22 protein-coding genes are annotated in these 21,275 nt (G+C 41.8%); 9 read left to right on the plus strand and 13 right to left on the minus strand.

The window, feature by feature from the left end:
- Positions 1-53 precede the first annotated feature (53 nt).
- Positions 54-1,421, plus strand: a complete 1,368-nt coding sequence (locus PR709_RS14465; RefSeq protein ID WP_014657316.1) for a hemolysin family protein — start codon at positions 54-56, stop codon at positions 1,419-1,421.
- Between the two features lie 95 nt (positions 1,422-1,516).
- Here PR709_RS14465 and PR709_RS14470 read toward each other — a convergent pair whose 3' ends face one another.
- Positions 1,517-1,723, minus strand: a complete 207-nt coding sequence (locus PR709_RS14470; protein WP_014657315.1) for a DUF1107 domain-containing protein — start codon at positions 1,721-1,723, stop codon at positions 1,517-1,519.
- A gap of 307 nt (positions 1,724-2,030) precedes the next feature.
- Between PR709_RS14470 and PR709_RS14475 the strand changes: the two genes are divergently transcribed.
- Entirely contained in the window at positions 2,031-2,591 is a 561-nt protein-coding gene (locus PR709_RS14475) for a YtfJ family protein (protein WP_004915703.1), read from the plus strand.
- A gap of 159 nt (positions 2,592-2,750) precedes the next feature.
- On the opposite strand, the gene qseC is transcribed toward PR709_RS14475, so the two are convergent.
- Positions 2,751-4,097: a quorum sensing histidine kinase QseC gene (gene qseC / locus PR709_RS14480; protein WP_036942664.1), complete on the minus strand. Its 1,347-nt coding sequence runs from the start codon at positions 4,095-4,097 to the stop codon at positions 2,751-2,753.
- Entirely contained in the window at positions 4,094-4,756 is a 663-nt protein-coding gene (qseB, locus tag PR709_RS14485) for a quorum sensing response regulator transcription factor QseB (protein WP_004915700.1), read from the minus strand. Before qseB ends, qseC begins: the two co-directional genes overlap by 4 nt.
- Before the next feature lie 177 nt (positions 4,757-4,933).
- Here qseB and PR709_RS14490 point away from each other — a divergent pair, with 177 nt between their 5' ends.
- The 4 genes from PR709_RS14490 (at position 4,934) to mqo (ending at position 8,394) form a co-directional block, all read left to right on the plus strand.
- Entirely contained in the window at positions 4,934-5,338 is a 405-nt protein-coding gene (locus PR709_RS14490) for a YgiW/YdeI family stress tolerance OB fold protein (RefSeq protein ID WP_036942658.1), read from the plus strand.
- 145 nt (positions 5,339-5,483) lie between these two features.
- Complete coding sequence (locus PR709_RS14495; RefSeq protein ID WP_102780876.1) at positions 5,484-6,077, plus strand: NUDIX domain-containing protein; 594 nt, start codon at positions 5,484-5,486, stop codon at positions 6,075-6,077.
- Between the two features lie 422 nt (positions 6,078-6,499).
- The gene (locus PR709_RS14500; RefSeq protein ID WP_014657311.1) at positions 6,500-6,889 is read left to right on the plus strand and encodes a cupin domain-containing protein; all 390 of its coding nucleotides are present in this window, start codon (positions 6,500-6,502) and stop codon (positions 6,887-6,889) included.
- 11 nt (positions 6,890-6,900) lie between these two features.
- A complete protein-coding gene (mqo, locus tag PR709_RS14505) occupies positions 6,901-8,394 on the plus strand; it encodes a malate dehydrogenase (quinone) (protein WP_004915691.1) in 1,494 nt (497 codons plus the stop codon).
- A 53-nt stretch (positions 8,395-8,447) separates the two neighbouring features.
- Here mqo and cysQ read toward each other — a convergent pair whose 3' ends face one another.
- A complete protein-coding gene (gene cysQ, locus PR709_RS14510; RefSeq protein ID WP_004915686.1) occupies positions 8,448-9,188 on the minus strand; it encodes a 3'(2'),5'-bisphosphate nucleotidase CysQ in 741 nt (246 codons plus the stop codon).
- A 586-nt stretch (positions 9,189-9,774) separates the two neighbouring features.
- Between cysQ and PR709_RS14515 the strand changes: the two genes are divergently transcribed.
- Entirely contained in the window at positions 9,775-10,743 is a 969-nt protein-coding gene (locus tag PR709_RS14515) for a hypothetical protein (RefSeq protein ID WP_272570956.1), read from the plus strand.
- 95 nt (positions 10,744-10,838) lie between these two features.
- On the opposite strand, the gene fklB is transcribed toward PR709_RS14515, so the two are convergent.
- The gene (gene fklB, locus PR709_RS14520; protein ID WP_272570957.1) at positions 10,839-11,459 is read right to left on the minus strand and encodes an FKBP-type peptidyl-prolyl cis-trans isomerase; all 621 of its coding nucleotides are present in this window, start codon (positions 11,457-11,459) and stop codon (positions 10,839-10,841) included.
- 230 nt (positions 11,460-11,689) lie between these two features.
- On the opposite strand from fklB, the gene PR709_RS14525 reads away from it, so the two are divergent.
- The gene (locus tag PR709_RS14525) at positions 11,690-12,331 is read left to right on the plus strand and encodes a LysM-like peptidoglycan-binding domain-containing protein (protein ID WP_004915675.1); all 642 of its coding nucleotides are present in this window, start codon (positions 11,690-11,692) and stop codon (positions 12,329-12,331) included.
- 403 nt (positions 12,332-12,734) lie between these two features.
- On the opposite strand, the gene rplI is transcribed toward PR709_RS14525, so the two are convergent.
- The 7 genes from rplI to nsrR all read right to left on the minus strand — a co-directional run bounded on the left by rplI (position 12,735) and on the right by nsrR (position 18,089).
- On the minus strand, positions 12,735-13,184 hold the full coding sequence (gene rplI / locus PR709_RS14530; protein ID WP_004915671.1) for a 50S ribosomal protein L9: 450 nt from the start codon (positions 13,182-13,184) through the stop codon (positions 12,735-12,737).
- Between the two features lie 38 nt (positions 13,185-13,222).
- On the minus strand, positions 13,223-13,450 hold the full coding sequence (rpsR, locus tag PR709_RS14535) for a 30S ribosomal protein S18 (protein ID WP_000135199.1): 228 nt from the start codon (positions 13,448-13,450) through the stop codon (positions 13,223-13,225).
- A 4-nt stretch (positions 13,451-13,454) separates the two neighbouring features.
- Positions 13,455-13,772: a primosomal replication protein N gene (gene priB / locus PR709_RS14540; RefSeq protein WP_071599631.1), complete on the minus strand. Its 318-nt coding sequence runs from the start codon at positions 13,770-13,772 to the stop codon at positions 13,455-13,457.
- Positions 13,773-13,780: 8 nt separating this feature from the next.
- Positions 13,781-14,176, minus strand: coding sequence for a 30S ribosomal protein S6 (gene rpsF, locus PR709_RS14545; protein ID WP_272570958.1), 396 nt, complete (start codon positions 14,174-14,176; stop codon positions 13,781-13,783).
- Positions 14,177-14,332: 156 nt separating this feature from the next.
- Positions 14,333-15,082 carry a 23S rRNA (guanosine(2251)-2'-O)-methyltransferase RlmB gene (rlmB, locus tag PR709_RS14550; RefSeq protein ID WP_004915668.1) on the minus strand — a complete coding sequence of 250 codons (750 nt, stop codon included), beginning with the start codon at positions 15,080-15,082 and terminating at the stop codon, positions 14,333-14,335.
- A gap of 67 nt (positions 15,083-15,149) precedes the next feature.
- The gene (gene rnr / locus PR709_RS14555) at positions 15,150-17,624 is read right to left on the minus strand and encodes a ribonuclease R (RefSeq protein ID WP_040132542.1); all 2,475 of its coding nucleotides are present in this window, start codon (positions 17,622-17,624) and stop codon (positions 15,150-15,152) included.
- Between the two features lie 42 nt (positions 17,625-17,666).
- Complete coding sequence (nsrR, locus tag PR709_RS14560) at positions 17,667-18,089, minus strand: nitric oxide-sensing transcriptional repressor NsrR (protein ID WP_014657306.1); 423 nt, start codon at positions 18,087-18,089, stop codon at positions 17,667-17,669.
- 455 nt (positions 18,090-18,544) lie between these two features.
- Here nsrR and PR709_RS14565 point away from each other — a divergent pair, with 455 nt between their 5' ends.
- Positions 18,545-19,747: a mechanosensitive ion channel family protein gene (locus PR709_RS14565; protein ID WP_004915659.1), complete on the plus strand. Its 1,203-nt coding sequence runs from the start codon at positions 18,545-18,547 to the stop codon at positions 19,745-19,747.
- A gap of 63 nt (positions 19,748-19,810) precedes the next feature.
- Here PR709_RS14565 and PR709_RS14570 read toward each other — a convergent pair whose 3' ends face one another.
- The gene (locus PR709_RS14570; RefSeq protein ID WP_004915654.1) at positions 19,811-21,112 is read right to left on the minus strand and encodes an adenylosuccinate synthase; all 1,302 of its coding nucleotides are present in this window, start codon (positions 21,110-21,112) and stop codon (positions 19,811-19,813) included.
- Positions 21,113-21,275: the final 163 nt, after the last annotated feature.

Genomic DNA, 21,275 nt, shown 5'->3' on the forward strand with positions numbered 1-21,275 from the left:
AGGTGATCTCAAATCAAGATCCGTTATACCTGAAGGTAATGTCTGGATAATTTATGCTTAACAGTTTACTAATCGTACTTTTATTATGTGCTATCAGCGCATTTTTTTCGCTGTCAGAAATATCATTGGCAGCATCTCGCCGCATTAAATTGAAACTCATGGCTGATGAGGGCAATGTTAATGCCGCTCGTGTTCTAAAATTACAAGAAATGCCGGGTATGTTTTTTACCGTAGTGCAAATTGGCCTTAACGCCGTCGCCATCTTAGCAGGTATTGTCGGCGAATCTGCTTTTGCGCCATCACTACAAGAGGTATTTATTCATTTCTTATCACCAACTTGGGCACAGCAAACCGCATCCATTCTTTCATTTACGATTGTCACCAGCCTATTTATTTTAGTGGCGGATCTAACGCCTAAGCGTATTGGAATGGTGAAACCTGAAGCCATCGCAGTGCGAATTGTCAATCCAATGCGTTTTTGTTTGACCGTATTAAGCCCTCTAGTTTGGTTTTTTAATGGTCTTGCAAACCTGATCTTCAAAATTTTCAAGTTACCAACGGCACGTAATGAAGATATTACCTCCGATGATATTTTTGCTGTGGTCGAAGCGGGGGCGGTTGCAGGTGTGCTGCGTAAGCAAGAGCACGAACTGATCGAAAACGTATTTGAACTTGAATCACGTACCGTTCCCTCTGCAATGACGCCACGTGAAAGTATTATCTTCTTTGATAAAGAAGAGTCAGAGGAGAGTATTAAACATAAAATTTCAACCGAGCCGCATTCTAAGTTTTTAGTTTGCAGTGGTGATATTGACCATGTCATTGGCTTTGTTGATTCAAAAGTCTTGCTAAATCGTGTTTTGAATGGTCAAAGCCTTAACTTGCAAGATGGCGTTCATATTCAAAATGCGCTGATGATCCCCGATACCCTCTCGCTTTCCGATACACTCGAAGCTTTTAAAACAAATGGGGTCGATTTTGCCGTCATTCTCAACGAGTACGCTCTTGTGATGGGGCTTATTACGATCAACGACGTTATGACAACATTAATGGGTGATCTGATTGGGCCAGGCCAAGAAGAGCAGATTATCACGCGGGATGAAAACTCATGGCTGGTTGAAGGCGGTACTCCGATTGAAGATGTACAGCGTATTTTAGATATCGATGAATTCCCTGATGTGAGCAATTACGAGACCATCGCAGGCTTTATGATGTACCGTTTAAGGAAAATGCCGAAACGTACTGATTATGTGAAATATGCAGGCTATAAATTTGAAGTTGTCGATATCGATAACTATAAGATTGATCAGTTGCTTGTCACCCGAATTACAACGCCACCCGCACCTGTCGTGGTTCAAGCGGGTAAAAACAACACAGAAACGGCTAACGCAGAACAACCAACACAAAAAGTCAAAGAGTAATACTTTACAGCGAAGCCGTTTCATTTGATGCGCCACCTTGTGTGGCGCTGCTTTTAATTAAATAGCGAACAACTATTTAATTAAATCAACAGCATTTACCCCAACTCAGATTGTAGAACCAGAACTTGTTTATTCACCTCACTCATTACATTGTAGTGGCGCTTATCACCCACTTTAGGTGGTAAGATTTTGCCGTAATTGAATTCAAATGCACCAAAGCCTTTGATATAAATACGACCACGGAATAGCGTTTTAACGTAGAGTGCAATTTTGGATGGGTTATAACGGTTAAATATTTTCATTAGAACTTTTCCTTTCCTTTTGTCATACGATACTCGTTCACTCATACCGCTCGTTAATAATAGACCAGTAATATTTACTTTGGTTCTATTATTGCAGTTTTATTCAATTCATTTACAGAAAATGACACTACGAACATTCTGTCAATAACCTCAAAAACTTTGTAGTTATGCTAAATTTTGCAAAAATGTTAATTTCAGTTTCACAACTCATCGGATGAGCTATGCTATAACTGTAAGCGCAAAACATGACTGCCATGTTTCAGTCATTGCATGACACTCTCAAACCGAGTAATAATGAGGTAATATAATGATTAAAAAGAATTTTTTACTTGCTTGCCTACTCACTTTATCATCCACAGCTTTCGCAAGCCAAATCCAACTAAATCAACCTGTACCGGCAGTTTCTGTTACAGACAAAGGAGAGATGCTATTAAGTCAAGAGGGGAAATTTTCCTATCAAGAGTGGAAAAGCCAACAATTACCAGGAAAAGTCCGTACAGTTCAACACATTGCGGGGCGCTCTTCCGCTAAAGAGCTGAATGCACCATTGATTGAAGCGATCAAAAAAGCGAATTTTCCCCATGATGCTTATCAAACAACCTCAATTATCAATGCGGATGATGCCATTTTTGGCACAGGTGTTTTCGTCAGTAACAGTGTTGAAGACAGCAAAAAAGAGTTTCCTTATTCGCAATTTATCGTTGATAGCGATGGTGTCGTTAAAAAAGCATGGCATCTCGCACCAGAAAGTTCAGCGATTATCATCTTGAATAAACAAGGAAAAGTGCTTTATTTCAAAGACGGTGCGCTCACTGCCCCTGAAGTGGATAAAGTGATCACATTAATTAAATCTGAACTTGCTCAATAGCGCTCATCACCTCTCGTGCACGGAAACATCGCTGTCGTGCACATATTAAAAGAGAGGTGTGAGTTTATCTATCACTAGTGAGTTATTCTAAAAAGGCTTATTAGCCACTAAATTTATATGGTGAATAATTATTTGGAATTTATTAATAACCAAGCATTATTACCAAGCGATTTTGACGCAAAAACCGCCATTTTCGCCATTTGCAAAAGCCAATCTGAAATGGTGTAGCTCAGCAATCTGTTTCGCAATAGATAACCCTAAACCACTACCTGTTTTCTCTTGCCCCGGTGGACGATAAAAGCGTTCACCTAACCGTTTAAGAACATCCTGAGTTACCCCTTGCCCATCATCATGGATCGTGAGGTGATCCTTATTCAGTACAATATCTACTTTTCCACCAGCCTTACCATAGCGAATGGCATTATGTAGCAAATTCCTTAAAAGGATAGCTAATAACAGACGCTGCCCAGTCAATAATGGTGGCTCATTAACCACTACAACATCCATTGTCGTCTGTGCAGCTTTCGCCTCTAATGAGATATCTTGCAGTGCAGACTCAATTAAGGCTAACCATGAAAGTTGCTCCACATCATCAAGCTGTGACAATGACTCTAAACGAGAAAGCGTTAATAGCTGATCGACAAGACGTGTGGCTCTATCGATCCCTTCGGATAAGTTAGCAACCGCATGTTCTCGAATGGTAGGATCATGCCCTGCTATCTGCACAACTTCGGCCTGCACTTTCAGTGCTGCCAACGGACTACGTAGCTCATGGGCCGCATCCGAGGTAAATTGGCGTTCACGAGCAAACATCGCTTGAATACGCGTAAATAAGCTATTGAGTGCATCTAACATTGGCTTGACTTCTGAGGGGAGCCGCTCAACATGCACTGAACTCAGCTCATCGGGCCGCCGTTGATAGAGTTGGGTTGTGACTTGATGTAATGGCCTCAATGCACGCGTTAATAACCATAAAAACAGGATTAGCATGATAGGCAGCGCAATTAGCCAAGGTAAAAACTGCGCAACCATAATCTCCATCGCCATATCTTGCCGATATTCCCACTCTTGCCCCACGACAATAATATATTGCCCTTCCGATGATCTTAGCCAAACAAAGCGCCATTCATCATCACTTCCTTTAATTTTGCCTTCGGTAAACCCTTCTCGGCTAAAGTTAAACGGGATTTTGCGCCCATTATCACCGTCATTCAGTACCATCTCCCCTTGAGGTGTGAAAATGGCGAATGCCAGCGCATCATCATCTTGATTACCACGGTTTTTACGTAAGATTTTCTTCGTTTTTGCTAATGAAACATCATTAAAATCGAGATCAGAAGGTAATACAGACAAACGTTTAGCAAATACCATTTGCTGAGTATCAAACAGTTCATTGATCGTTTTATATGTTTGATGCCACGCAAGTAAACTCGCCACTCCCCACGTCATTAGCGCGAGTAGCAACAGCATGAGTGTCAATTTTAAGCGTAAGCTAAAGGTTTTCATGCTTCCTCACCTAAACGGTAGCCGACACCATGAACTGTTCGAATAAAACGTGTACCTAACTTACGCCGTAAATGGTGAATATGCACCTCGACGGCATTGCTGGATACCTCTTCATCCCAGTTATACAATTTTTCCTCAATGAAGGCACGAGACAGCACCTTGTTTGGATTATGTAAAAACAAGGATAATAGAGATAACTCCTTACTTTTTAATTCGATACGTTCACCGTGACAGGTGACAGTCATTGCAACAGGATCCATTTCAATATGACCATGCTTTAATATTGGCGACAATTGCCCGCTACGCCGACGAATTAATGCCTGCAAACGCGCAGCAACTTCTGCAAGCGCAAAGGGCTTACAAAGGTAGTCATCGGCACCTTGTTGTAGCCCTTGAACTCGCTGATCCAAGGCATCTCTTGCGGTTAATATTAAAACAGGCTCATCACGCCCTTCTTTGCGCCAAAACTTCAAAATCTCCATACCATCTACACTCGGCAGAGAAAGGTCGAGTATCACGGCATCATAAGGCGCATCGAATAAGGCGACTTGCCCTTGCTTACCATCGGCAAACCAATCAATGGTAAAGCCAAGTTGGCTTAATCCTACTTTTAAACCATCGCCAATTAACCGGTCATCTTCGATCAGCAAAATACGCATGATTTTCTCCTTTATTAGAATATTGTTATATTTATCCGATTAATTTGGATATGACCAGTTGTTATGAACTAAATTTAAAATATATTTTTTTTCTGTGGGTTCTTAAGATCCTGTTAAGAATTTCTTGTTTTAATAGCTCCCGTAAACAAATTTTGGTAACAAATGGAGAGGACCACTATGAAAAAATTACCCTTAATCGCGTTAATTGCTGCATTAGCTTCTGCACCTGTACTCGCTGCAAATGGTGGCTTTGATGGACCAGGCGCGGCTCAGACGACCACCAATCAAACAAACCAAGCTGGTGGCTTTTCTGGCCCAAATAGCGGCGAAACTACGGTCGCTAAAGCTCTCGATTTATCCGATGATAGTTGGGTGATCTTGCGTGGTAATATTGTTAAGCAGTTAGATCAAAAACATTATGAGTTTACCGATGGGACAGGCACCATCAATCTCGAAATTAGCCCAAAACGCTGGAATGGCATTAATGTCACGCCAAAAGATAAAGTAGAGATCCGCGGTAAAATCGACAAAGACTGGAATACACGCGAAGTGGAAGTCAAACAGATCCAAATTATAAAATAATCTTTTGGTAAAAATTAAGGTAGCCGCTACGGCTGCCTTATTTATATTGATAGAGATTGATGTGATAAAACTGGCATAAACTCTTATTTAAGGATGGTGACCACAGTGCTAAATTAACCGTTACCCCTATTACGAAGGTAACATCATGTCTGCTAAAACGCCCCAAATCCGTCATATTCGTGAAACTTTACTCTCTGATAATTGGTATACCTTAAAAAAATACACTTACGAAATTCAACGCCGCGATGGTCGTTGGCAGCAGCAAACCCGTGAGTCATATGACAGAGGAGACGGGGCTGTTATCCTACTTTACAACCAAGCGAAAAATACCATTATACTGATCCGCCAATTCCGCCTTCCTTTGTATATCAACGGCTATCCTCATTTTCTTATCGAAGCTGCGGCTGGGTTGCTTGATAATGCATCGCCCGAAGAACGCATTATTGCCGAAACAGAAGAAGAAACAGGTTTTCGTATCGAAAAAATAGAAAAAGTCTATGAAGCCTATATGAGCCCAGGCTCCGTCACTGAAAAACTCTATTTTTATATTGCCGAATATCACGATGGCGACCGCATCAATTCGGGAGGTGGGCTTACCGAGGAAGGTGAAGATATTGAAGTATTAGAGTGGGAATTCCCAAAAGCATTAGCCGCGATAAAAAGTGGTGAGATTGTTGATGGAAAAACGATTATGCTTATACAACACATTGCCCTAAATAATATTTTAAAGGGTCATTAAAAGTACTATTTATATTATTCTATTTTCCTTCTTGATAAGAACCAAGAAGGAAAATTAAATAGGGTTTATTTCTTCTTATATTTTTACATTAATACGTTTTATTTCCTCTATACTAGAAATATTGACATTTCTTATCCCAGCTCAAAAAATAAATAAAAATACCAAATTACAATCAATAGGTTACGATAATTTTTTATTCACAAATATACTATCAGGAACTATTAATCTAATAACTACAGTGTTTATTTTAAATAAAACACGATACAATCAAATAATGTGATATTTTATATTTACAACAATAACGAGTAGGTTAATTATTAATTTTCAGTTTAGTCTTTTTTAGAAAGTCCTTTATTGAAAGTCTCACTCTTTTACCAATTAAGTTGTTTGTTCAGCCATATAAAATGTAAGAGGTTAATAATATGATACGTTGTGTTCGTATGTGGACCGGTGAAGATGGCAATTCTCTTTTTGAAGAAGGTACGATTGAATTAAGTGGTGAAGCTAGAGGCGATAAAGAAACGCCTGCTATTGCCGTCAGTGAACTTTCATTTCGTGAAACAACCTCTGGTGGGTCTTGGGATTGGCATAAAGATCCTGTACCACGTTATGTCATCACACTTTCAGGCACTTTAGAATTCGAAACCAAAGACGGCTCAACTTTTATTATCAAGCCTGGTGATATTTTACTCGCACAAGACAACACAGGTACTGGCCATAAATGGCGTTTAATTGGTGATGAACCATGGCGCCGTGCTTATGTTGTTTATCAAGAAGGCACTGAACTGTGTTTTAAACCCTCTAAGTCTTAGGAGTTTTTTGAATGAGTAAGCCTATTTCAGAACAAGTTGATATTGCGCTCATTGGCGCAGGTATCATGAGCACCACACTCGCAACTTTTTTAAAAGAGCTTGAGCCATCGCTGAATATTGCGATATTTGAAAGACTCAATGACTGTGCTCAAGAAAGTTCCCACCCATGGAATAATGCGGGAACAGGTCACGCAGCAAACTGTGAAATGAACTACACGCCACCGAACCCAGATGGTACAGTGGATATCAGCAAAGCGCTTGAAGTTAACACTGAATTTGACCTATCACGTCAACTTTGGTCCTATCTTGTCACCAAAGGTAAAATCAAAGATCCCCGTGACTTCATTCACCCTTGCCCACATATGAGCTTTGTTTGGGGTGATGATAACGTAAAATTCCTCCAGCAACGCTATCGCCAAATGTCTGCTCACCACTGCTACCAAAACATGGAATACAGTGATGATCCTAAGCAGATCAATGAGTGGGCACCGTTGATCATGGAAGGCCGTGATCCAAAAGAAGCCATTGCAGTCACACGCGTGGTAACGGGGGCTGACGTAGATTATGGTGCATTGACCCATTTATTGATGGAGCAATTAACACAGCAATCGGGTTTCACTGTTCATTACAAACATGAAGTGGTTGATGTTAAGAAAACCGCAGAGGGTCGATGGAATATTGAGGTTAAAAACCTACTCACTCACGAAAAAACCATCACATCAGCGAAATTTGTGTTTGTGGGCGCGGGTGGACGTGCAATAGAGCTACTACAAAAATCAGGCATCCCAGAAGGTAAAGGCTTCGGTGGCTTCCCTGTAAGTGGTATCTGGCTACGTTGCGACAACGAAGAGATTGCTAATCGCCATCATGCAAAAGTTTATGGTAAAGCAAGCAAAGGCTCCCCTCCGATGTCAGTGCCTCACTTAGATACACGTATCATTGGCGGCAAACGTTCACTTCTATTCGGACCTTACGCGGGTTTTTCCAGTAAGTTCCTTAAACATGGCTCTTATTTAGACTTGTTTGAATCTGTGCGCTTAAATAACATCGAACCGATGCTGGCAGTTGCTAAAGATAACTGGTCGCTGGCGGAATACTTAGTTGGACAAGTATTACAAACATCAGCACATCAGTTTGCGATGCTACAAGAGTTCTACCCTGAAGCACAACATGAAGACTGGAAAGAAGTTGTCGCGGGTCAACGTGTACAAATCATTAAGCCAGATCATGATAAGAAAGGGGTCTTGGAATTCGGCACGGAGCTAATTACCAGTGCAGATAAGTCCTTCACCGTATTAATGGGAGCATCACCGGGCGCTTCTACTGCGGCCTTTATCGCGCTAAACGTTTTGAAAACTTGTTTTGCCGAGCAGCTTAGTGCAGATGGCTGGGAAGCGCGCTTAAAAGAGATCATTCCAACTTATGGTATTGACTTAAAAGTCGATGCAAAAGCTTGCTCTGATATCCGTGCGGCAACGGCAAAAGTGCTCAAACTGGATAATTAATTCAGCGCTGTCGGGTAAATAAAGTTATTTACCCGACATTATTTCACCATAGTTTAAAATAACGTTACGCGAAAACCTGGGTTTAAAAAGGATTCACGTGGTGTGTAATCTAATGTTTTGCCATTCCAATCAAGCACCTTAGCCCCAGCTGCCATTGCGATTGCATGCCCTGCTGCTGTATCCCAAATGTTAGTTGGCCCAAAGCGAGGATAGAGCTGCGCTTTCCCTTCCGCTACCAAGCAAAATTTTAATGATGAGCCAATTTCTACCGTGTCATGGTTCCCCAATTGTGCAAGGTAATCACGTAATTCAGCGTCTTGATGAGAGCGGCTAATCGCTATGATTGGAGGTGTTATATCTTTAACATGGATTGACTGTTTATGCCCACCCTCTTCTTTCCACGCTTGATTACCCTCCGCATAATAGAGCAAGCCTTTGGCGGGCGCATAAATAACCCCCATAACGGGCATACCCTTTTCAATCAAGGCAATGTTAACGGTAAAATCCCCATTACGATGAATAAATTCTTTTGTGCCATCAAGTGGATCAACCAACCAATACCGTTGCCAACCTTTGCGTTCATTCCATGAAGGGGGGTCTTCTTCAGATAACTGAGGAATATCCGGTGCAATGCGAGTCAAACCCGCTGTAATAATTTGATGAGCGGCAATATCCGCAGCCGTCACCGGAGATTTATCGCTTTTTTGCTCAACTTGTAGCGGTTCTTGAGCATGATAGATCTCCATAATGGCAGAGCCTGCATCGATAGCCAGTTCACAAATTTGTTTTAGCATGATTCACCTCTTTTCCATCACTCTTTACCTTAAGATTAACAGCCATAGATAGTAAGTGCACGCTAATTGAAGCCACAGAAACCGTTCACACTTACCTTATCAATCTACATTATTTTCTTTCTAAGTAGTTTCAATTAATGAAAAGAATAGTGTTCTTGGGGAAATGTTGCGTTATATCAGAATAGTGCTTTATATTTTGCTTTGAGTTTGATTTATTACTCGACATTTGCAATAGTGATATTGCTTAATCCATTGTTTTGTATGCGTAAGAAACAAATAAGCGAGAGCCGTGAGCTTCTTTTAAATAAAAGCAATTATAGATTGTGAATATATATCCGAAGTTAGTTTAGGTTTTTAGCTCTCACGCTACTAAGAAAAATTCCTATATTTATGCCCGATGGCAACATTAAGATAGCAAACGTTATGATCCATTCTCGAGTAGCAACAACGCATTATGATTTAATGCCATACAGAACAATAAGTAAAAATGACAGTAAGCTTGATAGCATTTTTGAACGGGAATGTAATCTTCTATTTATATATCACCGCTATCAATTATGTGATTCTCTAAAATTTAGGAATAAAAATGAGTCAATCAAATGCAGCCAAACTCTCTTTTTTTAGATTACCCGCCATATTTGTGAGTGTTTGGATCCTCACTGAATATTTGTGGTTTTATAGCGTGACATTCCAACCATTATTATACGCGCCACCGCATTATTTAAATTCGATTATATATGGCCTAAGGGTAGAGTGGTTCATTAAGATTTTTATCTTCCTACTTTCCACTTGCCTTATCTTTTACTACACCAAATTGAACCAAGCTAACCTTAAAAATATACTTATTGTTGCGGGTATTGCCATTGTCTACTTTTTTATTCTCAAATTTACGCAACACTTAAGTGGCATAGTCATGAACAAGACATTTGGAGGGATAGGATTATATCATCGCCCCAGCTTAGTGTATGCCTACAGGTTTTCCATTATAGTTAGCATTATCAACGTCTTGATACTTATTTTGCTATTTATACCAAGAATATTTTTTTGTAAAAAAGCGCGTCATGATTTCGTATTAACAGAAAAAAATCATGGGTTAATTTACAATGCACTCTATACCATAACCATGTTATGCTTTACGCTTGTTATTACCTTTATCACAGTATATAGCATTGCATTATTCAAGGAGAATCAACTGATATTAAAAGGTTTCTTGCTTCTGAGTTACCAAGCGTCTGACATGTTATTTCCTGCAACAGCAGCTGCTATCGTTATCTTCCTTTTAAGTATATATAGAACAATTCCTTTCCAAGGAAGTCAACTCAAGGTAAAACGTTTAATGCTTCTTTCATTCATTAATACCATTATACTACTAGTAATAATGAGCCTGTTAGCATTCTTACTCTATTTATCAATAAAGGCCAATCAACAAATCGCCACTTTAGATAAGTTCTTCGTCATCGTTGGTATTGTGATTTTTATTATCATTGCACGTCTTATAAATAAACGGGTGTTTAGAACGAAAAAAGATTCACCCACAATTACGCCTACCGCTTAAAACATAAAAAGGGCTTTGCGGCCTCGCCTTCATAATAAAAAGGCTGACCTGCAAAGCCCTGATAGTAGCTTAGTCAGTTATACTGACCGCCAAGATTACAGAATTTCGAGTAACTCAACTTCAAAGACTAGCGTGCTGAATGGCGGAATAGATGCGCCTGCACCACGTTCACCATAAGCAAGCTCGGAAGGGATATAAAGTTCCCATTTAGAACCGACAGGCATCAGTGTTAATGCTTCAATCCAACCTTGAATAACGCCGCTAACAGGGAACTCTGCGGGTTGACCGCGCTGCACTGAGCTGTCAAATACAGTACCATCAATCAAGCGACCGGTATAATGTACGCGAACACGGTCTGTACGTGTAGGAATTGCGCCTTCGCCTTGGTTAATGACAGAAAATTGCAAACCAGACTCAGTGGTTGAGACACCTTCACGTTTTTGGTTTTCTTCAAGGAATGCACGGCCTTCTGCGGCGATCGCTTCTTGGCGAGCTACACGAACAGCATCTGCACGCTCATGGATTTCACGTAACGCTTTATGTAGCGCTTCGACGGGAACTGAAGGCATATTACCTTCTAATGCGTCAGTAAGACCCGCTAAGATAGCTGCCGGCTCTAGGCCTTCTAAGCCAGACTCTAATAGTTGTTGACCAACTTGCAGGCCAATACCGTAGCTTGCTTGAGCTTCTACTGAATCAAAATTTTGGTTTGCCATGAAAATACCTGTATGGTTTTTGATAAAAAACCAAGGATAACAGCCCCTCTCTTATGGGTAAACCTAAACAATGCCTATCAAGAATAAAAGCCTTTCGGACAGCCTGATCCCGCTCAGTGTTCTCTGAAAAATAACTTAGGGTAATCAAATTACTACAAATCAGTGCTAGTATTCTTGTTATCACAAGTTATTTTGCCTGTTGTTAGGGTTTCCTCAATCAAGGAGGAGTCATGTTTAAACTTTCAATATTTCATCGTATTGGTATTGCTGTTTTAACGATCATTATCATCGCGGCGTTTTTTATACCTGTCGATGACAAAAACAGCGATCAGCAAATAGCACAAAATCAGCCACAACCTATTGTAGTTCCACCACCCACAGCACCGGAAATTGTGACCCAAGCCCCTTCGGAGGAGCCAACCATCAGTAGTGGAACAGACGACACACAAACGCGTTTACCTAATGAGCCTGAAATTATTCAAGAGCCTCCCGTTGAAACCGTTCCACCTACCACTGTCGAGCAACCTAAGCAACCGGTCACACCATCAGAGCCAAAACAGACCACACCAACAGAGCAAGAGAAGCGTCCAGCTACGCGTCCTTCCACTAATAATTGGCAAAATTATCAAGTCCAAAAAGGAAAAACACTGGCTCAGTTATTTCGTGATAATCATCTGCAAGCCAACGATGCATTTATCATGGCACGCGTTGAAGGCCCAGAAAAACCATTGAGTAACTTGCGCCAAGGGCAGAAAATTCGTTTGAAAGCGAATGCCAAAGGTGAAGTACAGCTTTTAGAAGTGACAACTGCGGAAGGTAAAACGGTTAGTTTTGCCCGTTTAAGTGATGGTAGTTACTACCGTACACCTTAGTTATTCGTTAAAACATTAACGCTCCACTATCAGGCAATAGCTGGGGCATTAATGTTTATACAAAAAATCCCATTTCGCTTTATGCCACATACTGTCAATCAACCTTACGCGGTAAATTTGCTATTACGCAATCGCATTTAGCTCGATTGCTCCGACTCTAACTCACACTTGAAAAAATTAGGCTATTGCCATTTTCTATCAAAGTCGCAAATCAGTGGTATCACTGTACTTGATATAGGATGGAGTGGTGTGAATAAGGTTATTTCGTGGAAAGCAGCAGGATAGGTAAAACGCTCACGACTTTTAAGTAAAAATAACGGTTTTTAGGCAATAAAAAACACCGGACAAGCCGGTGTTTTTTTGTACCATCGAATAAGTCCGATAGTACTACCATCATTTTTGATTACTCAGCAACGATGATAACGTTCAGCTCAGCAAAAACATCACTGTGTAACTGGAAGTGAACTTCGTGGTCACCAGTAGTACGCAGAACGCCGTTTGGTAGGCGAACTTCGCTTTTCGCGATTGCAACGCCTGCTGCAGTGACTGCATCAGCGATATCACGAGTACCGATAGAACCAAACAGTTTACCTTCGTCACCTGCTTTAGAAGCAATAGTCACAGAGCCCAGTGCATTAACAGCTTCTGCACGAGCTTGAGCTGCTGCCAGAACTTCAGCCAATTTAGCTTCTAGTTCAGCACGGCGAGCTTCGAAGAATTCGATGTTTTTCTTAGTTGCAGGAACAGCTTTGCCCTGTGGAACTAAGTAGTTACGAGCATAGCCCGATTTAACGTTAACCTGATCACCCAGGCTACCTAGGTTAGCTACTTTATCAAGCAGAATAACTTGCATTACCTTATCCTCTTAAAGTCGTTAATGGACTGTACCAATTACTGATGACGATCAGTATATGGCAACAGAGACAGGTAGCGAGCGCGCTTGATAGCACGAGCGAGCTGACGCTGATATTTTGCACGAGTACCGGTGATACGGCTTGGTACAATTTTACCACTTTCAGTGATATAGTTTTTCAGCGTTGCGATATCTTTATAGTCGATCTCTTGAACGCCTTCCGCTGTGAAACGGCAGAACTTGCGACGACGGAAATAACGTGCCATATGGCTAGTCTCCAGAATCTATCAAATCAATCTGCTCGGCATGAAGAACCAGTTTACTCAGTCCATTGCGCCCTTGATGGGTACTAATAAAACCTGTCACTGTAATTCGACTGCCGACCGTTATACTGTGAGTATGGGCTTGTAAGGCTTGTCCGCTAACAATGATGGGCATTCTGCACCATGCTTGCCGAGTCAATCCCGCTTCCTGTTGTTGTGAACGATGTTCTAAAACAAACTGGCAGTGAGGAATACCCGACGGACTCACTTTTCGAATTAATGCTTTACAGACCGTGCCTGTGAGCACCAAACGATTAGTGAACACCTGCGCAATTACTCTTCAGAATCCCCAGCTTCTTCAGCTTCTTCATCCTGATATTCATCAGCCAGGTCACGGCTACGACGTTCGTCTTTAGCTTTAACCATTGGAGAAGCTTCTGTCACCGCGTGTTTAACGCGCATAACCATGCTGCGGATAACGGCATCGTTGAAGCGGAAGTTAGTTTCCAGCTCATCAATCGCTTCCTGTGGAGCTTCTACGTTCATCAGAACATAGTGAGCTTTGTGCAGTTTATTGATTGGGTAAGCCAGTTGACGACGGCCCCAGTCTTCCAGACGGTGGGTCTGACCTTGTGCGTTAGTGATTGTCGCACTGTAACGCTCGATCATGCCCGGAACCTGTTCGCTTTGGTCAGGATGGACCATAAAAACGATTTCGTAATGACGCATTAGTAGTTGCTCCTTACGGATTATTCAGCCTCCTGTCAGGGTTAACCGCGGCCCGCGGAGGCAAGGAACTTGTTGAGTGCGGCTAAAAAATTGACGCGTAACTATACCCATCCCTGAGAAAAAACTCAAGGGATGGAGACAAATATCAGAGAATATTTATTCTACGGCTGACTTCTCGGCACGTTGACGAACCGCTTCAAACAAACAAATCCCTGTTGCAACAGAGACATTCAGTGACGAAACCGTACCCGCCATAGGAATGCTGATCAACTCATCACAATGTTCACGAGTCAAACGGCGCATACCTTCACCTTCCGCTCCCATCACCAATGCCATTGGCCCTGTGAGCTTACTTTGATAAAGCGTATGATCGGCTTCACCAGCAGTACCAACAATCCACACATTGTACTCTTTTAACAGACGCAATGTTCTGGCTAAGTTTGTCACACGGAATAGCGGAACACTTTCAGCCGCACCGCATGCCACTTTTTTTGCTGTCGCATTTAACTGTGCAGACTTATCTTTTGGCACAATCACCGCATGAACACCGGCGGCATCAGCACTACGCAAGCATGCCCCTAAGTTATGAGGATCAGTAACACCATCTAAAACTAATAAAAAAGGCGTGTCTGTACTTTCAAGAAAATCAGGTAAATCACCCTCTTGGTACTGTTTACCCGGCAACACTTTCGCAATGATCCCTTGATGAACCGCGCCTTCTGTTTGTGCATCCATCCATTGACGATTCGCCACTTGTACAACAATACCCAGTGACTCGATTTCATGGATAATCGGCATTAGACGGCGATCTTCACGCCCTTTTAAAATATAGACTTCTTTGAACCGTGATGCGTCACGATCAAGCAAGGCTTTCACCGCATGAATGCCGTAAATAATTTCGCTCATAAATATCTTTTTTGTTGATAGAATTCAAGGTGGCATTACGCCACCTTATTTGATTCAGCAGGGTCAATTACCCTTCTTGCTTCTGGGCTTTTTTCGCTGCACGTTTTGCTTTTAATTTTGCACTGATTTTCTTTGTTTTGTCAGAGGCTTTTTTACCTTTCGCCTTTGTCTCTGCCTTCTTACCCGCTTTTTTATCCGTTTTCTTGCCATTTTTGTCTGAGCGACGGAATGCTGAATCAGGCTCGAAGTTTTTATCTCGGCTTACATCGCGTTTACCACGCGCGGATTTAGTGGCATTTTTGACTTCTTTTTTCATTTTATCGCGGGCTGTTTTACCCGGATTTTTAGCTTTACGTGTCGTTGAAATCAACGCGAAATCAATCGTACGCTCATCCATATGCACGGCTTCAACACGAATTTCAACTTCATCACCAAGTCGATATGTGGTTCCCGATGATTCACCAATCAAACGTTGACCCACAGCATCATAGCGATAGTAATCGTTATCCAGCGTCGAAACATGCACTAAGCCATCAATGAACAAATCATTAAGGCGTACAAAGAAGCCAAAGCCTGTCACACTGGTAATCAACCCAGTAAACACTTGACCAACTTGGTCTTGCATAAAGTCACATTTTAACCAATCCGCCACATCGCGAGTCGCCTCATCGGCACGGCGCTCAGTCATTGAGCAATGTTCACCTAACTGCAACATACTATCCATATCGTAGTGCCAGCCACCTGTTGGCGTCCAACGATGATCGGTATGCCCCTGCTCTTTAGCCAGTAAGTACTTGATACCTCTATGCAACGTTAGATCGGGATAACGACGAATTGGCGATGTAAAGTGAGCGTAGGATTTTAAAGCAAGCCCAAAGTGACCTCGGTTTTCTGGATCATAAATGGCTTGCTTCATTGACCGCAAGATCATGGTTTGCAGCAACTCATGATCAGGACGGTCAGCCACTTCATTCATGACCTGTGCATAATCTTTCGGCTCCGGTTTCATTCCCCCCGGCAAGGTTAACCCTAACTCACTAAATACAGAACGTAAATTCATCACGCTCTCTTCTTTCGGGCGATCATGCACACGATACAATGCAGGCTCTTCATGTTTTTCAACAAAACGAGCCGCCGCAATGTTGGCTAAGATCATACACTCTTCAATCAGTTTATGAGCATCATTACGCTCTACAGGCTCAATACGCTCAATACGACGTTCAGCATTAAAGATAAACTTCGCTTCTTCAGATTCAAAAGAGATGGCCCCGCGGTCAATACGTGCATTATCTAACGTTTTATACAGAGCATGAAGCTGTTCAATATGAGGCACTAATGCTTTGTAGTGTTCGCGTAACTCTTCATCACCTTGCAAGATTTTCCATACTTTAGTGTAGGTTAATCTTGCGTGAGAGTTCATCACCGCTTCATAGAATTTATATGATGATAAGCGACCAGATGCCGACACGGTCATTTCGCATACCATACACAAGCGATCGACACCTGGATTCAGTGAACACAGGCCGTTCGATAACACTTCCGGTAACATCGGAACAACTTGTGATGGGAAATAGACCGAGTTACCGCGGCTACGCGCCTCATCATCAAGGGCGGTTTGTTGACGAACATAATAGCTAACATCAGCTATCGCAACCCACAAGCGCCAGCCACCGCCTTTTTTCGGCGCACAGTGTACTGCATCATCAAAGTCACGAGCATCTTCACCATCGATAGTCACGAGTGGCAAATCACGTAAATCGACGCGGCCTTTTTTAGCAGACTCTGGTACTTGTTCATTTAAGTCAGCGACCTGCTTTTCCACTTGAGGGGGCCATGTATGTGGGATTTCATGGGTACGCAAGGCAATTTCGACTGCCATTCCCGTTCCCATACTTTCCCCTAATACTTCAATAATATGACCTACCGCCTGAGAGCGACGCTGTGGTCTCGTGATTAATTCAACCACCACCACGTTCCCCATTCGCGCACCATTAATTTGGTCTTTAGGGATCAAAATATCGAAGCTTAAGCGGCTATCATCAGGCACAACAAACCCCATACCTGACTCAATAAAATAGCGACCAACAATTTGGTTATTACGAGGCTCAAGGACACGGACCACACGTACTTCTGTACGCCCTTTACGGTCCTGACCATAAGCTTGTGCTAAAATAACATCACCGTGCAATGCACGTTTCATTTCGTCTTGTGACAAATAGTAATCTTCTTTTTTACCTTCAACTCGCAAGAAGCCATAACCATCACGGTGACCTATTACTTTTCCTTTGAGGAGGTCTAAACGCTCAGGTAGTGCGTAACATTGGCGGCGGGTAAACACCAATTGCCCATCACGCTCCATTGCACGCAGGCGACGGCGTAATGCTTCTAACTCTTCTTCAGAAGAGAGGTTTAATAATTGTGCAATTTCTTCACGTTTTGCTGGAGCCGAGCGCTTAGTGAGGAGTTCGAGAATGAATTCTCTGCTAGGAATTGGGGAGTCGTATTTTTCTGCTTCTCTTTCCTGAAAAGGATCGCGTGACATCGTTACCTCCGTTGTCATCAGAATTTGTAATTACCGCATCATTTAATCAAGCAGTAATTGATAAAGCGGGCTGTTGTCTTTCACCATATCAGCCAGCGTATGTTTATCGAGTTCTTTTAAAAATTGTTGTATTGCCTGATGAAGCACACCCTTCAAACGGCAGGCTGGCGTAATATGACAAAATTCACCACTACAGTTCACCAGTGTCAGAGGTTCCAGAGCTCTTACTACATCCCCAACACGGATCGTTTCCGCGGGTTGGCCTAGGGTGATCCCGCCATTTTTACCTCGCGTTGCTTTAACATAACCAAGATGACTGAGCTGATTAATAATCTTAACCATATGATTGCGGGAGACTCCATAAACTTCAGTAACTTCTGTGATACTGGTCATTTTCCCTTCAGGAAGGGATGCCAAGTAAATCAGAGCACGTAACCCATAATCTGTAAAACTCGTTAGTTGCACAATCACCTCAAAATTTCGGCTTTGCCAATGGTTATCTGACCTTACCGACTTATTAATTTCAAATTGTAGCGACATCACACCCCGTTACTGTTTTATACCCAATAACTACGACGAATAACGCTTTAATTTGCAACCATAAGCGACCTTTTCATTCTAGTTTAGCTTACCACAAAGAGGTAATATCCCCTCAATAACAATACATATCTATGATTATTTGCCATTATGCGGTGTTTTATTGACATAATTTGACTAATAATATGTCAATAGCGAGTAATGCCATAACGCTAATCATACCTATAATAACATAGATTGCTAAGGCCACTCGTGGATTTGCACTATCTAAAAGGATATTAGAGTGAACCGAAAACCTATATATCACTTTTATCATCAATTCTTTTTAGTTTGCTCATTTTATAATAAGCCATCAGCACATTGAGGATATGATGTAGGATACTATGGAACAACTTGCTGAAATTTATAATGTTATCTCGAACAACACCCTATTAATGACCTCGCTTTTAGTCGTGATCCTGCTGCTCACTTGGTTTGTGGGAAAAGTGATTTTTTTGCGGTTTGCCCGACGGTTGCTACCGTTACTGACTAACTTAACCGATGATGACTTGATTGATGGTGTTGCGAAGAAAATAGCCTCAATTGTCGCTGTAACCTTGGTACTTTACCTTAATCAGTTGCTGCCCTCATTCTCCGATGAAGTCAATATAACCTTCAAAACCATTTGTTGGTCGCTCATTGTGATCAATGGTGCAGGGCTAGTCAATGATGGCCTTGATGTCTTTATTTTACGGCAAACGACCCGAACTTTGCATCGAAATAACTCCATCAAAGGGTATATTGAAATCGCCAAAATTATTGTTTGGATTATTTCATTTATCCTTATTATCGCATTAATGACGGACCAGTCACCTGTCATTATTATTTCCAGTTTTGGTGCAATCGCAGCGGTATTAATGTTTGTATTCCAACATACCTTACTGTCGTTTGTAGCAAATATTTTAGTTTCTAATGGGAAAGTCTTAAAACTTTATGATTGGATAGAGCTACCAAGTAGTAATATTAGCGGTGAAGTCATCGATATCGCACTGCACACCATCACCATTCGTAATTGGGATAACACGATTTCACGTATTCCGACTAAAGATTTTCTCACGGAGAAATACACAAACTGGCAACCCATGTTCTCTTCCGGTGGCCGTAGGATTAAGCGTAGTTTTTATATCGACCAATCATCAATTGAATTTGCAACCGAAGCGTTATTGAATGAATTAAAGAATACGGCACCACTGCGTAAAAGCCTAGAAACGATGCTCGAAGAGAAAGGCGAACTCGGTAATATCAATGAATGGATGATTGACAATGGCGTGACCAATCTCCAATTGTTTAGAAAATATATTTTAAATTGGATAAAAATGCGCGGGGATGTCAGAGCTGATATGTATTTAGTGATCAGAACCATGCCACCAACACCTAATGGTCTTCCTGTCGAAATATACTGTTTTACTCGTTCCACAACTTGGGTGGATTATGAAGAAGTGCAGTCGGAAATATTCGAGTATGTCAACGCATCCGCTAAATATTTCAAATTACGGATCTATCAACACCCATCCGGTAGCGATTTAGCCCATTTAAAACGTGATTAATTGATAAAAAAAACACCGAAATATTCGGTGTTTTTTCTCTAAACCTAAAAATTAGGCTCGATATTATTCAACATCAAACGGGTCGCGTAAGATCATCGTTTCAGAACGATCAGGACCTGTTGAGATGATATCAACCGGAACACCAGTCAACTCTTCAACACGCTTGATATAGTCTAACGCAGCTTGTGGTAACAGCGCTCTGTCTTTCACACCGAACGTTGTTTCGCTCCAGCCTGGTAATACTTCATAGACAGGCTCTAAACCTTCCCACTCATCAGCAGCTAATGGTGTTGTTTCAAGAACAGTACCATCTGGACGACGATAGCCTACACAAATTTTTACTTCTTTCAGGCCATCTAAAACGTCTAGTTTCGTCATACAGAAGCCAGACAGTGAGTTGATCTGAACAGCACGGTTAATCGCCACGATATCTAACCAACCCGTGCGGCGCTTACGACCTGTTGTTGCACCGAACTCTTGGCCTTTTTCACGTAGGAAATCACCCGTTTCGTCAAATAACTCAGTTGGGAATGGACCAGCCCCTACACGAGTAGAGTAAGCTTTAATGATACCCAAAACATAGCTTACATAACGTGGGCCTAAGCCTGAACCTGTCGCAACACCACCCGCGGTTGTGTTGGAAGAGGTCACGTACGGATAAGTACCGTGGTCAATATCCAATAAAGTGCCTTGTGCACCTTCGAACATGACTAATTCATTCTTCTGATGTGCTTTATAGAGCAGATCAGAAACATCAACTACCATGCCAGTCAGAATATCAGCGACTGCCATGATATCATCAAGGGTTTTCTGATAATCAACAGCGGGTTCTTTATAGTAATTCACCAACTGGAAGTTGTGGTATTCAACAATTTCTTTTAGTTTTTCAGCAAAGGTTGCTTTGTCAAACAGATCGCCAACGCGCAGGCCACGGCGAGCAACTTTGTCTTCATAAGCAGGACCAATACCACGACCCGTAGTACCAATCGCTTTCGCGCCACGCGCTTTTTCGCGCGCATTGTCTAATGCGATATGATAAGGCAGGATCAGTGGGCATGCTTCAGAAATACGTAAGCGTTCGCGAACAGGAACACCGCGATCTTCTAATTGCTTCATCTCTTTCATCAATGCGTCAGGCGCGAGTACGACACCATTAGCAATAATGCTGATGACATTTTCACGAAGAATACCGGATGGAATTAAGTGGAGAACGGTTTTTTCACCGTTTACAACAAGAGTATGGCCAGCATTATGGCCGCCCTGATAGCGAACTACATATTTAGCACGCTCTGTCAGCAAGTCGACGATCTTGCCCTTTCCTTCGTCACCCCATTGGGTGCCCAGTACGACAACGTTCTTACCCATTTCAAAATACACTCGGTTGCTTAAAAATGAATTCTACCATCTAAAATAATCTGTTCCAGTGATTTTTTGCACAGCAAAAAATTTTTTTCTGGAAAGCAAGAAAAAATGGCCTTTTTTATTTCTGTCATCAATCCAACTGATAGCGACCAGATTAGACAGTATT

Origin of the sequence: Providencia sp. PROV267, from assembly GCF_028477825.1 — a bacterium.
GTDB classification, from domain to species: domain Bacteria; phylum Pseudomonadota; class Gammaproteobacteria; order Enterobacterales; family Enterobacteriaceae; genus Providencia; species Providencia stuartii.

Excerpts from the sequence above, each read along its gene's own strand:
- PR709_RS14465 (WP_014657316.1), top strand. The coding sequence starts at position 54 with ATGCTTAACAGTTTACTAATCGTACTTTTATTATGTGCTATCAGCGCA.
- PR709_RS14470 (WP_014657315.1), bottom strand. The coding sequence starts at position 1,723 with ATGAAAATATTTAACCGTTATAACCCATCCAAAATTGCACTCTACGTT.
- PR709_RS14475 (WP_004915703.1), top strand. The coding sequence starts at position 2,031 with ATGATTAAAAAGAATTTTTTACTTGCTTGCCTACTCACTTTATCATCC.
- qseC (WP_036942664.1), bottom strand. The coding sequence starts at position 4,097 with ATGAAAACCTTTAGCTTACGCTTAAAATTGACACTCATGCTGTTGCTA.
- qseB (WP_004915700.1), bottom strand. The coding sequence starts at position 4,756 with ATGCGTATTTTGCTGATCGAAGATGACCGGTTAATTGGCGATGGTTTA.
- PR709_RS14490 (WP_036942658.1), top strand. The coding sequence starts at position 4,934 with ATGAAAAAATTACCCTTAATCGCGTTAATTGCTGCATTAGCTTCTGCA.
- PR709_RS14495 (WP_102780876.1), top strand. The coding sequence starts at position 5,484 with ATGTCTGCTAAAACGCCCCAAATCCGTCATATTCGTGAAACTTTACTC.
- PR709_RS14500 (WP_014657311.1), top strand. The coding sequence starts at position 6,500 with ATGATACGTTGTGTTCGTATGTGGACCGGTGAAGATGGCAATTCTCTT.
- mqo (WP_004915691.1), top strand. The coding sequence starts at position 6,901 with ATGAGTAAGCCTATTTCAGAACAAGTTGATATTGCGCTCATTGGCGCA.
- cysQ (WP_004915686.1), bottom strand. The coding sequence starts at position 9,188 with ATGCTAAAACAAATTTGTGAACTGGCTATCGATGCAGGCTCTGCCATT.
- PR709_RS14515 (WP_272570956.1), top strand. The coding sequence starts at position 9,775 with ATGAGTCAATCAAATGCAGCCAAACTCTCTTTTTTTAGATTACCCGCC.
- fklB (WP_272570957.1), bottom strand. The coding sequence starts at position 11,459 with ATGGCAAACCAAAATTTTGATTCAGTAGAAGCTCAAGCAAGCTACGGT.
- PR709_RS14525 (WP_004915675.1), top strand. The coding sequence starts at position 11,690 with ATGTTTAAACTTTCAATATTTCATCGTATTGGTATTGCTGTTTTAACG.
- rplI (WP_004915671.1), bottom strand. The coding sequence starts at position 13,184 with ATGCAAGTTATTCTGCTTGATAAAGTAGCTAACCTAGGTAGCCTGGGT.
- rpsR (WP_000135199.1), bottom strand. The coding sequence starts at position 13,450 with ATGGCACGTTATTTCCGTCGTCGCAAGTTCTGCCGTTTCACAGCGGAA.
- rpsF (WP_272570958.1), bottom strand. The coding sequence starts at position 14,176 with ATGCGTCATTACGAAATCGTTTTTATGGTCCATCCTGACCAAAGCGAA.
- rlmB (WP_004915668.1), bottom strand. The coding sequence starts at position 15,082 with ATGAGCGAAATTATTTACGGCATTCATGCGGTGAAAGCCTTGCTTGAT.
- rnr (WP_040132542.1), bottom strand. The coding sequence starts at position 17,624 with ATGTCACGCGATCCTTTTCAGGAAAGAGAAGCAGAAAAATACGACTCC.
- PR709_RS14565 (WP_004915659.1), top strand. The coding sequence starts at position 18,545 with ATGGAACAACTTGCTGAAATTTATAATGTTATCTCGAACAACACCCTA.
- PR709_RS14570 (WP_004915654.1), bottom strand. The coding sequence starts at position 21,112 with ATGGGTAAGAACGTTGTCGTACTGGGCACCCAATGGGGTGACGAAGGA.